Source organism: Streptomyces sp. NPDC006529, from assembly GCF_040611795.1.
Classification (GTDB): Bacteria; Actinomycetota; Actinomycetes; order Streptomycetales; family Streptomycetaceae; genus Streptomyces.
The window spans coordinates 71,413-82,456 of record NZ_JBEXPB010000030.1 but is presented as its reverse complement, the minus strand read 5'-3'; the positions used below and the strand labels follow the sequence as shown (position 1 = coordinate 82,456).

Annotated in this window: 8 protein-coding genes and 1 pseudogene; 7 read left to right on the top strand and 2 right to left on the bottom strand. The window is 72.6% G+C overall.

Annotated features, from left to right (window positions below; translation table 11 throughout):
- Positions 1–605: 605 nt before the first annotated feature.
- The 3 genes and pseudogenes from ABZY31_RS21095 to ABZY31_RS21085 all read left to right on the top strand — a co-directional run.
- Positions 606–1,322: pseudogene (locus tag ABZY31_RS21095) on the top strand (sugar ABC transporter permease); the annotation flags it as partial.
- A 129-nt stretch (positions 1,323–1,451) separates the two neighbouring features.
- Positions 1,452–2,327: a carbohydrate ABC transporter permease gene (locus tag ABZY31_RS21090; protein ID WP_356412573.1), complete on the top strand. Its 876-nt coding sequence runs from the start codon at positions 1,452–1,454 to the stop codon at positions 2,325–2,327.
- Between the two features lie 26 nt (positions 2,328–2,353).
- Positions 2,354–3,352, top strand: a complete 999-nt coding sequence (locus ABZY31_RS21085; RefSeq protein ID WP_356412571.1) for a hydroxyacid dehydrogenase — start codon at positions 2,354–2,356, stop codon at positions 3,350–3,352.
- Here ABZY31_RS21085 and ABZY31_RS21080 read toward each other — a convergent pair.
- Positions 3,340–4,149 (bottom strand): sugar phosphate isomerase/epimerase family protein, encoded by an 810-nt coding sequence (locus tag ABZY31_RS21080; protein ID WP_356412565.1) that lies wholly within the window; start codon positions 4,147–4,149, stop codon positions 3,340–3,342. The genes ABZY31_RS21085 and ABZY31_RS21080 overlap by 13 nt on opposite strands.
- Positions 4,146–5,222: a LacI family DNA-binding transcriptional regulator gene (locus ABZY31_RS21075; RefSeq protein WP_356412563.1), complete on the bottom strand. Its 1,077-nt coding sequence runs from the start codon at positions 5,220–5,222 to the stop codon at positions 4,146–4,148. The genes ABZY31_RS21080 and ABZY31_RS21075 overlap by 4 nt, the downstream gene beginning before the upstream one ends.
- 185 nt (positions 5,223–5,407) lie before the next feature.
- On the opposite strand from ABZY31_RS21075, the gene ABZY31_RS21070 reads away from it, so the two are divergent.
- From ABZY31_RS21070 to ABZY31_RS21055, 4 genes are all read left to right on the top strand, one after another.
- Positions 5,408–6,559: a Gfo/Idh/MocA family oxidoreductase gene (locus ABZY31_RS21070; protein WP_356412562.1), complete on the top strand. Its 1,152-nt coding sequence runs from the start codon at positions 5,408–5,410 to the stop codon at positions 6,557–6,559.
- Positions 6,556–7,710: a dihydrodipicolinate synthase family protein gene (locus ABZY31_RS21065; RefSeq protein ID WP_356412560.1), complete on the top strand. Its 1,155-nt coding sequence runs from the start codon at positions 6,556–6,558 to the stop codon at positions 7,708–7,710. Before ABZY31_RS21070 ends, ABZY31_RS21065 begins: the two co-directional genes overlap by 4 nt.
- Positions 7,707–8,540, top strand: a complete 834-nt coding sequence (locus tag ABZY31_RS21060; RefSeq protein WP_356412559.1) for a sugar phosphate isomerase/epimerase family protein — start codon at positions 7,707–7,709, stop codon at positions 8,538–8,540. Before ABZY31_RS21065 ends, ABZY31_RS21060 begins: the two co-directional genes overlap by 4 nt.
- 70 nt (positions 8,541–8,610) lie before the next feature.
- A complete protein-coding gene (locus tag ABZY31_RS21055; protein WP_356412557.1) occupies positions 8,611–11,004 on the top strand; it encodes a polysaccharide lyase 8 family protein in 2,394 nt (797 codons plus the stop codon).
- Positions 11,005–11,044: the final 40 nt, after the last annotated feature.

Here is an 11,044-nt window from a genome sequence, read left to right as displayed (position 1 = left end):
GCACTGAGCCCGGGTCCGGCACCGGGCCGGAGGCCGGCACGTGGCCCAGGTCCGGCCCTGGGCCCGGGTCCGGCACCGGGCCGGAGGCCGGCACGTGGCCCGGGTCCGGCCCTGGGCCCGGGTCCGGCACTGAGCCCGGGTCCGGCACTGAGCCCGGCCTCGGCGACAGCCCCGGGCTCCTCGACGCCCCCGAGCCGGCCGCCGCTACGAGATGCACCCCCGGCGCGGTCAACGCCTTCGGCGTGGGGTTCGGCCGTGGCCCCGGCACGGCACCCGGCGCAGGCTCGGGGGCCGAGCCTCGCACTTTTGCCGGCCTCGGCGGCGGCCCAGATCTCGTCGACGGCCCTGGGCTGGCTGCCGCGACGGAAACCAGTCCCACGGGCGACGCCCCAGCCACGCAGCCCGCCACCGCCTACGGCACCGGGCCCCGCCTCGCCAACTGCCCCGAGCTGGCGGACGGACTGCGGACCAGTCCCGGCCCGGGCAACGCCTCCGGCGCGAAGCCCACCACCAGCACCGGCGAAGCCACCGGCACGGGGGCCGGTTCGCAACGCCGAGCCAAGGGCAGCCGCCTGCCCGGCACGGTATCGGCCCCCGTGCTCTTCATGGCTCCCTTCTTCCTCCTCTTCGCCCTCGTCACCGTGGCCCCCATCGGGTACGCCGCCTGGTTGAGCCTCTTCCACGACGAGCAGTCCGGTCTCGGCTTCGGCGGCACGCAGCGCGTGTTCAGCGGAATCGGGAACTACACCAACGCCCTCGGCGATCCCCTCTTCCTGGCCTCCTTCCGCCATGTCGCCGTCTACTGCCTGCTCTACGTCCCGGTCATGGTCGGCGGCGCCCTGCTCCTCGCCCTCCTGCTGGACTCCACCCTCGCCCGCGCCAAACGGTTCTTCCAGATCGCCTTCTACCTGCCGCACGCCGTCCCCGGCCTGATCGCCGCCGTGATCTGGCTGTACCTCTACACCCCCGGTATGAGCCCGGTGCTGGACGTCCTCGACGGCGCCGGACTCTCCTGGAACTTCTTCGGCCGCGACGAGGCCCTGCTGTCCGTCGTCAACATCTCGGCCTGGCAGTGGATGGGCTACAACATGATCATCTTTTTCGCCGGGCTCCAGGCCGTACCCCGGGAGACCCTGGAGGCCGCCACCATGGACGGCGCCGGAGCCATCCGCACCGCGCTCCAGGTCAAGGTGCCGAGCATCCGGCCCACCCTCGTCCTCACCGTGCTGTTCACCTGCGTCGGCGCGGTGCAGCTCTTCGACGCACCCCAGTTGCTGCAACTCCGGGCCAACGAAATGGGCGAATCCTGGTCCCCGACGATGTACATCTTCAGCGCCGCGTTCAAGAGCCACGACTACGGCCTCGCCGCGGCGGCCGCCCTGCTCCTCGCCCCTGGTCGCGGGAGCCGCCTCGTACGTCGTCACCAAGCTCGGCAACCGCTGGAGGGCCGCATGACCCACACGCTCACCCGGCCCGCGGTGCGGCGCGGTCCCTCCGGCCTCCTCTCCAAAGCCGCCGTCAACGCCGCTTTGCTGCTGGTCGCCGCCTACACCCTGATGCCCCTCGCCTGGCTGGTCGTGGCCGCCACCAAGAACCGGCGCGACCTCTTCGCCACCGATCCCTACGCCTTCGGCGCCTTCCACCTCCTCGCCAACCTCCGCGATGTCTTCTCGTACAACGACGGCATCTTCGGCCGCTGGCTCGGCAACAGCCTCCTCTACACCGTGATCGGCTCCGTGGTGTCCGCCCTCATGAGCGTGGCCTGCGGGTATGCCTTCCACGCCTACGACTTCCGGCACAAGGAACGGCTCTTCGGCGTCGTCCTCGCCGGTGTCCTGGTACCCGCGACCGTGCTCCAACTCCCCCTTTACCTCATCGCTTCGGCCGCCGGGGCCGTCAACACCTACTGGGCCTATCTGGTCCCCGCCCTCGTCAACCCCTTCGGGGTGTACCTGGCCCGGGTGTTCGCCGAGGGCTACGTCCCCGACGAGGTGCTCGCCGCCGCCCGGATGGACGGCGCGAGTGAACTGCGCGTCTTCACCCACGTGTCGTTCCCGATGCTCTGGCCCGGGTTTGTGACCATCTTCCTGTTCACCTTCACGGCCATCTGGAACAACTTCTACGGCGCGCTGACCATGCTGAACGACGAGCGCCTCTACCCCGTCAGCCTCGGCCTGTTCATGTGGAACCGCAGCGTCTACCAGCAGCCGGAGCTGTACCCCCTCGTCATCACCGGTTCGCTCGTCGCCGTCGTCCCGCTGGTCCTGGCCTTCCTCGGTCTCCAGCGCTTCTGGCGCTCGGGTCTCACAGCGGGAGCCGTCAAGTGATCCACCGTCCCGTCACCCTCCTCGCCATGAGCCCCGGCACCCGCGCCGCCGTCCTGAGCGATCCGCGCACCGTGTCCGAACTCCACCGGATCGCCGATGTGGACCCCGACCTCCTTCTCACCGACGCCACCGACCTCACCGACCCCGCCGCCCTGGCCGGTCACCGGCTCGACGCCACCGAGGTGCTGCTCACCGGCTGGGGCTGTCCGCCGCTGGACGCGGCGGCCCTGGAGCGGATGCCCCGACTGCGCGCGGTGGTCCACGCGGCCGGCAGCGTCAAACACCACGTCACCGAGGCCTGCTGGGAACGCGGGCTGCTCGTGTCCAGCGCGGCCGCGGCCAACGCGGTGCCCGTCGCCGAGTACACGCTCGCCGCGATCCTCTTCGCCAACAAGCGCGTGTTGGAATCGGCTCACCTCTACCGGACCACGCGCGGCCCGATCGACCTGCTGAGCCGCTATCCGGCCGTGGGCAACTACCGCCGTACGGTCGGCCTGGTCGGGGCCTCCCTGATCGGGCGGCGGGTGCTGGAGCTGCTGCGCCCCTTCGACCTGCGGGTGCTCGTCCACGATCCGTACGCAGACGCTGCCGAGCTGGAGGCGATGGGCGCGGAGTCCGTCGCCCTGGACGAACTGCTGTCCCGCAGTGACGTGGTCAGCCTCCATGCCCCCGCGCTCCCCCGGACCCGCCACCTGCTCGACGGTCCCCGGCTCGCCCTGATGCGGGACGGCGCCACGCTGATCAACACCGCCCGCGGCGCCCTGGTCGACACCGCGGCGCTGACCGAGGAACTGGTCTCCGGCCGCCTGCACGCCGTGCTGGATCACACCGAACCGGAAGTCCTGCCCAGCGCCTCCCCCCTGTTCAACCTGCCGAACGTGCTCCTCACCCCCCATGTGGCCGGTTCGCTGGGCGGGGAGCTGGACCGTCTGGCGGCCACGGCCATCGAGGAGTTGGAGCGGTACGCCCGCGGTGCCGGTTTCCGCTACGCCGTCGATCCGGGCCGACTGGCCTACTCGGCGTGAGCCGCCTCCTTCCGCGCCGCCCGCACCAGCCCGGCCAGGTGCTCCCGGCCCGAGGTGAGCAGGCCAGGCAGCTCTTGTGCGCCGGGGTACCAGCGTCTCTCGTACTCCCAGCACAGCCAGCCCCCGGGCGGCGCCGCGGCCACCGCCTCGGCCAGCGGGAGCGTCCCGCACCCCAGGCTCAGCGGGGTCAGGTCCGCAGCCGATGCCACGTCCTTCACCTGTATGTAGCCCAGGTGGCCGGTCAGTTCCCGGGCCGACCGGGCCGGGCTCTCGCCGCCGAGCCAGGTGTGCAGTACGTCCCAGAGGACGCCCGCGCCGGGATGCCCGACACGGCCCAGTACCCGGGCGGCGTCGGCCCCCGTGCGGTGGGAGTCGTGGGTCTCCAGGAGGATCCGGACTCCCTCCCGCTCGGCGAACGGTGCGACGGCGGCGAGTCGGCGCACCGCCGTCGCATCCGCTGCGGAAGGTTCCCGGTCTCCCCCGCCGGGGAAGACCCGGACGTAGGGGGCACCGAGGTCGACGGCGAGGGCGGTCAGCCCCCGCAGTTCGTCGAGGACCGGTTCGTCGGGCCCCTCGGCCGCGACCCGGGCGTAGCCGGCGACGGTGAGGATGCCGACCCCGGCGGCGGCGAAGGCCCGGACCGCGGCGGTCCGGTCGGTGGCCGGGGAGCCGCTGTGGAGGGACTCCTCGGGATGGGCGCGGAGTTCCACCCCGTCGTATCCGTGGGCGGCGGCAAGGGCCGCGGCCTCCGCGAGCGGGGTGCCCGGCATGCCGAGCGTGGAGAAGGCGTACTTCATGACCGGCTCCCGATGGGTGGGGGCGCGGTGGAGCCGCGCACCATCAGTTCGGTGGACAGGGTGGTGATGCCGCCGGGCGGGGGCAGTCGGCGTCCCGTGACCAGCTGCGCGGCGAGCGTGCCCGCGTCCCGCAGCGGCACCCGCACCGTGGTGAGGGCCGGGGCCGTGTCCACGCAGAAGGGCAGGTCGTCGAAGCCTGCCACGGACACGTCCTCGGGGATCCGTATCCCCTCCTCCCGCAGGGCCGCGGCGACTCCGGTCGCGACCGTGTCGTTGGCGGCGACGACTGCGGTGAAGGACGCCCCACGGCGCAGGAGTTCGCAGGTGGCGTCATAGCCGGCGGAGCGGTCGAAGCTCGCGTGGACGGTCAGTGGAGCGCAGGCCCTGGCCAGGGCGGGATCCTGGCGGTGCAGGGCGGCGCGGTGTCCGGCGAGGCGTTCGCGGGTGGTGCTGAGACCGGGCGGCCCCGCGACGTAGGCGATCCGACGGTGTCCCAGGCTCAGCAGGTGTTCCGCGAGGCGGAACGCGCCGCCGTGGTCGTCGAACATGACGGTGGCGACGGGCAGCGCCGCCGGAACGGGCAGCGGAGGGCGGCCGCACAACACCACCGGGACGCCGGTGGAAGCGATCCGGGTGACGCGGGCGGTCAGCGCCGCGGTGTGCTCGGGCTCCTCCGCGGCGCCGCCGGTGAGCACGACGCCCCCGGCCCGCTGGCCTTCGAGCAGGGTCAGGTAGGCCAGTTCGGCGGCGGGCTCGCCTTCGGTGTTGCAGACCACGGCGAGCCGCCGGCCCCCGGGGTGGCCGCTCTGCGGGCCGAGCGCGCTCTGCAGCGAACCGGCGAGGATACCGAAGAAGCTGTCGGCCACGTCATGGACGAGGACGCCGACCAGGTCGGAGGTGGCCGCCGCGAGGGCGCGCGCCGGACCGTTGGCCACATAGCCGAGTTCCTCGATCGCCCGCTCCACCCGGGTCCGGGTGCCGCCCGCCACGGGGTATCCGCCGTTGAGTACGCGCGAGACCGTCGCGGGCGATACGCCCGCGTGGTCCGCGACCTCTGCCAGAGTCACCGCCATCACTTGGCCCCTTCCGTGCTGCCCGGACCTCGTTCGGTCCGGTGTGTGGAGCTTCATAATCGCAAATTTAGAAAGCGCTTTCTATCACCCGAAAGAGTCTTGCCGTGGTCAGATCCACAGCTCTAGCCTGAACGAAGTGAAAGCGCTTTCTATCAAGCACCGGCAGCACGGAGAAGGAGGTCACCATGGAGCGCAGGACGATCAAGATCGCCATGAACGGCGTGACGGGGCGGATGGGGTACCGCCAGCATCTGGTCCGTTCTCTGCTCGCGCTGCGCGAGCAGGGAGGGCTGGACCTGGGCGACGGCACCGTGCTCTGGCCCGAGCCGGTGCTGGTGGGCCGCCGGGAGGCGGCGCTGCGCACCCTCGCCGAGCGGCACGGCCTGGAGCACGTGAGCACGGACCTCGCTGCCGTCCTCGCCGATCCCGAGGTGGAGATCTACTTCGACGCCCAGGTCACCAGCGCCCGCGAGGCGGCTCTGGCCGAGGCCATCACCGCGGGCAAGCACGTCTACTGCGAGAAGCCGACCGCGCTCACCTTCGCGTCGTCCCTGCGGCTGGCCCGGCTCGCCGCGTCCGCAGGGGTCAAGCACGGCGTGGTCCAGGACAAGCTGTTCCTGCCCGGGCTGCTGAAGCTGAAGAGGCTGATCGACGGCGGCTTCTTCGGTGAGGTCCTCTCGGTGCGGGGCGAGTTCGGCTATTGGGTCTTCGAAGGGGACTGGCAGCCCTCCCAGCGGCCCTCCTGGAACTACCGCGCGCAGGACGGCGGCGGCATCGTCGCCGACATGTTCCCCCACTGGGAGTACCTGCTGCACGAACTCTTCGGGCCGGTCCGCACGGTGCAGGCACTCACCCGCACGCACATCGGCCGCCGCTGGGACGAGGACGGCAAGCCCTACGAGGCCACGGCGGACGACGCGGCCTACGGCATCTTCGAGCTGAAGGGCGGAGCCGTCGCCCAGATCAACTCCTCGTGGGCGGTGCGGGTCCACCGGGACGAGCTGCTGGAGTTCCAGGTGGACGGTACCCACGGTTCGGCGGTGGCGGGTCTGCGCGACTGCCGCGTCCAGCACCGGGCGGCGACCCCCAAACCCGTCTGGAATCCGGACCTGCCGCAGACCGAGCCGTTCCGGGCCCAGTGGCAGGAGGTTCCGGACAACACGTCCTGGGACAACGGGTTCAAGGCGCAGTGGGAACTCTTCCTCAGACACGTCGTGCGGGACGAGCCCTGGCAGTGGGACCTGCTCGCCGGAGCGCGGGGGGTGCAGCTCGCCGAGCTGGGCCTGCGCTCCTCGGCGGAGGGCCGGCGGCTGCCGGTTCCGGAGGTGGCGCTGTGAGCATCCGACTGCCCTCGGCGGACGGCGGGCTCCGCGTCTACGAGCCCTGCGCCGACCCGTTGGAACCGCTCGCCTTCCTCCCGGCCCGCAGCCGCCGGTTCTACTCCGCCGCACATGTGGTCGCCGATCCACTGGCCGCCTGCGCAGTGGGCCCGCCCGCGGTCGACTGGGGGAGCACGCTCGCCTTCCGACATCGGTTGTGGGCCCAGGGACTCGGGGTGGCCGAGGCGATGGACACCGCGCAGCGCGGGATGGGGCTCGACTGGCCCACCGCCGCGGAGTTGATCCGCCGCTCCGCAGCGGACGCCCTGGCGGTGGGGGGCCGGATCGTCTGCGGGGCGGGTACCGACCAGCTTCCCCCGGGCAGGCACACCCTCGCCGTGATCACCGCCGCCTATGAGGAACAGCTGGCCCACGTCGAGGCGTGCGGCGCCCCGGCCGTCCTGATGGCCTCGCGGGCCCTCGCCGCCGCGGCCCGAGGTCCGGAGGACTACCTGGAGGTGTACGGGAGGCTCTTGCGCCAGAGCGCCCGGCCGGTGGTCCTGCACTGGCTGGGCCCCATGTTCGACCCCGAGCTGACCGGCTACTGGGGGCACCAGGACCTGGACGACGCGACCGACGTCTTTCTGAAGCTCATCGCCGAGCATCCGGAGAAGGTGGACGGCATCAAGGTGTCCCTGCTGGACGCCGGCCGCGAAGTGGACATCCGGCGGCGGCTGCCCGCCGGGGTGCGCTGCTACACGGGCGACGACTACCACTATCCGGAACTGATCGAGGGAGACGAGCACGGCGCGAGTGACGCGCTGCTGGGAATCTTCGACCCGATCGCCCCCCTTGCCGCCCGGGCCGCCTCGGCCCTCGACGAGGGAGATCCGGTGCGGTTCCGGACACTGCTGGACCGCACGGTGGGCCTGGCGCGGCACGTGTTCGCCCGACCGACGCGCTACTACAAGACCGGGGTGGTCTTCCTGGCCTGGCTGGCCGGGCACCAGGACCACTTCACGATGCTGGGCGGGCTCCAGTCGGCCCGCTCCCTCCCCCATCTGGCCACCGCCTACGAGGGGGCCGATCTGCTGGGTCTGTTCCCGGATCCGGAGCGGGCGGAGCGCCGGATGCGCCGTCTCCTGGCGGTCCACGGGGTGGCGTCGTGACGGGGGCGCCGGCTCGGCTGAGCCTCAATCAGGAGACGATCCGCCAGTGGTCGGTGCCCGAGCTGGTGACCGGATGCGCCGCCGCGGGGGTGATGGCGGTCGGGTTGTGGCGCGATCCGGTACGGGCCTTCGGGGTGCGGGAGACCGCGAAGCTCGTCGCGGACGCCGGGATCCGGGTCAGTTCGCTGTGTCGCGGCGGGTTCTTCACCGCCGCCGCACCCGGGGAACGGGCGGCCGCGCTCGACGACAACCGCCGGGCCGTGGTGGAGGCGGCGGAACTGGGCGCCGACGTGCTGGTGCTGGTGTCGGGCGGGCTGCCCGACGGGGACCGGGACCTGGTGGGGGCGCGGGAGCGGATCGCCTCGGTCCTGAGTGAGCTGGCGCCGTGGGCGGCCGCCCACGGGGTGCGGCTGGGCATCGAGCCGCTGCATCCGATGTTCGCCTCGGACCGCTGTGTGGTGTCCACCCTCGGCCAAGCGCTCGACCTCGCCGAGCTGTTCCCCGCCGAGCAGGTGGGGGTGGTGGCGGACGCCTACCACGTGTGGTGGGACGAGCGGCTCCCCGCCGAGCTGCGCAGGGCGGGTGATGGCGGGCGGATCGTGTCCGTGCAGGTGGCGGACTGGGTCACGCCGCTCCCCGAGGGCGTGCTGCTGGGGCGTGGGCAGCTCGGCGACGGAAGCATCGACCTGAGGTCCTTCCGCGAGCTGACCGACGCGGCGGGTTACCGGGGGGCGGTCGAGGTGGAGATCTTCCAGCCGGGTCTGTGGGCCCGGGACGGCGCGGAGGTGCTGCGGGAGGTGATCGAGCGCTACCGCGCCCATGTCGAGTGACCGATCGGCCGATGGCCCTGGAACGGCGATTCGGCGATTCGGTTGTTCCACGGACCGAAAGGATTTGGCGATGACGGATTCATGGAGTCGGCGTGCCTTCCTCTCCACCGCGGGCGGCGGTGCGTTCCTCCTCGGGGCGCCCGCCGGACGGGCGGCCGCCGACGCGGCGGGGGATGTCCACGACGGCATGCGGGCGGTGTGGCGCGGCCTCGTCCTGGGCGGTGATCCCGACATCGCGGCCGAGCCGTTCCGCTCCCGGCTGGCCGCGCTCGGCGACATGACCGGGGGCTGGATGGCCGCCATGGCACCGGGTCCCGGTTCGCTCTGGCCCGACCTCGGGTTCTCCACGGACCCCGAGATGCTGATGCAGAGCTACTACCGGCTGCGGACCATGGCGGAGGCCTACGTCCGGCCCGGGACGGGGTTGACGGGCTCGGCGGCCCTGCGTACGGCACTGCTCACCGGACTGGACCACCTCCACGCCCAGGCCTACCACGCGGGACGGGCGCCGTACGGCAACTGGTACTGCTGGCAGATCGGTGCACCGCAGGCGCTGCTGGACCTGTGCGTGCTGCTGTACGAGCAGTTGTCGGCGGAGCGGATCGCCGATTTCTGCGCGGCTGTGGACCACTTCGTGCCGGACAGCGCGGTCGGTGCGTACAGCGGGACGAGTACCGGCGCGAACCGGGTGGATCTGTGCCGGGTGCTGGCGGTGCGCGGCGTGGTCGGGAAGCAGTCGGCCAAGATCGCCCTGGCCCGGGACGCCCTCGCGCCGGTCTTCCCCTACGTGACCGCTGGGGACGGTCTGTACCGCGACGGGTCGTTCGTCCAGCACTCCTGGGTGCCGTACACGGGCACGTACGGTGCGGTGCTGCTCGGCGGCCTGGGCATGCTGGCCGGGGTGTTGAAGGGGACGCCCTGGGCCCTGACCGATCCCGGGGCGCAGATCGTCTTCGACGCGGTGGAGCGGGCGTGGGCCCCCTTCCTCTACAACGGCCTGATGATGGACTGCGTCTCCGGCCGGGCGATCAGCCGGGGTCTGGCCGCGGCGGACGTCCGGCAGGTGCGGCAGGACGACCACGCCCGGGGCCACGCGGTGCTCGCCGGGATCGTGCTGCTCGGCGAGGGAGCGAGCGCCGCCGAGCGGGCCCGCTGGCGGGCGCTGGTGAAGGGGTGGATGGCGCGCGATTACTACAGCCGCCCGCTCGCCGACGAGTCCCTGCCCCTGGCTTCCTTGATCCGGCTGGCCGCGGTCGCGGAGGACCCCGCGGTCCTGGCCGCGCCGGAGCCGGTCGGCCACCGGGTGTTCGGCGCGATGGACCGGGCCACGCACCGGCGGCCCGACTGGGCGGCGTCCCTCTCCATGGCCTCGCGGCGCATCGCCCACTACGAGACGGGCAACGGGGAGAACCTGCGCGGCTGGCACACCGGCAGCGGAATGCTCTCCTGGTGGGGCGCCACGTACGGGAACGGGCAGTACGCCGATGCCTTCTGGCCGACCGTGGACCCCTACCGGCTGCCCGGGACCACCGTCTCGCGCAAGGTGCTGGCCGACGGCGCGGGGGGCGACTGGGGGGCCTCCCGACCGGACGCGGTGTGGGTGGGCGGCTCCACGGACGGGGAGTTCGCCTCGGTGGGCCAGCACCTGCGGGGGCTGTCCAGCACTCTCACCGCCCGCCTGTCCTGGTTCTTCCTGGCCGACACGATCGTGTGCCTGGGCGCGGGGATCCGGGCTACGGACGGCGCCGTCGTCGAGACCGTCATCGACAACCGCAATCTCGGGCCCTCCGGTACGCACGCACTGACGATCGGTGGCGCGGTCCAGCCGGCGAACCCGGGCTGGTCCGCGGCCTTCCCCTCGCCGGGCTGGGCCCACATCGCGGGGTTCGGCGGGTACGTCATGTCGGGGGCGGGCGCGTTCCGGGCCTTGCGGGAGCAGCGCAGCGGACGGTGGAGCGACGTGAACCGGAGCGGTTCCACCAGCGTACTGACGCGCCGCTACCTGACCCTCTGGTACGACCACGGAACCGATCCCACCGCGGGGTCGTACGTCCACCAGATACTCCCGGGCGCCACGCCGGTACAGACCGCGGCGCGGGCCGCCGCCCCCGGCTGGCTGACCGTCCTGGCCAACTCGGAGGTGGCGCAGGGCGTGCGCGTCCCGTCCCTGGGATTCACCGGGGTGAACCTCTGGCAGGCGGGGACGGCCGGTCCGGTGGAGGCGGGCGGACCGTGCTCGGTGACCATCCGGGAAAGGGCGGACGGGACGGCGAGGGTCCGGGTCTGCGATCCGTCCCGGACCCGGACCGCCTTGACCGTGGTGTGGCACCGGCCCGTCACCGGGGTCCTCTCCCGGTCCGCGGGAGTGGTGTCGGCCGTCCCCGGCGCCGTGTTGCGGCTGGAGTTCGCCGATCTCACCCGCTCGGCGGGGGCCGCCGAGGAGGTGGTGGTGCGTCTGGGCTGAGGGACCGGGGGGGCGCGAGAACACGTCGTCCTGCCCGGTT

Coding starts and splice junctions, on each gene's coding strand:
- ABZY31_RS21055 (WP_356412557.1), top strand. CDS start 8,611: ATGACGGATTCATGGAGTCGGCGTGCCTTCCTCTCCACCGCGGGCGGC.
- ABZY31_RS21080 (WP_356412565.1), bottom strand. CDS start 4,149: ATGAAGTACGCCTTCTCCACGCTCGGCATGCCGGGCACCCCGCTCGCG.
- ABZY31_RS21070 (WP_356412562.1), top strand. CDS start 5,408: ATGGAGCGCAGGACGATCAAGATCGCCATGAACGGCGTGACGGGGCGG.
- ABZY31_RS21090 (WP_356412573.1), top strand. CDS start 1,452: ATGACCCACACGCTCACCCGGCCCGCGGTGCGGCGCGGTCCCTCCGGC.
- ABZY31_RS21085 (WP_356412571.1), top strand. CDS start 2,354: ATGAGCCCCGGCACCCGCGCCGCCGTCCTGAGCGATCCGCGCACCGTG.
- ABZY31_RS21075 (WP_356412563.1), bottom strand. CDS start 5,222: ATGGCGGTGACTCTGGCAGAGGTCGCGGACCACGCGGGCGTATCGCCC.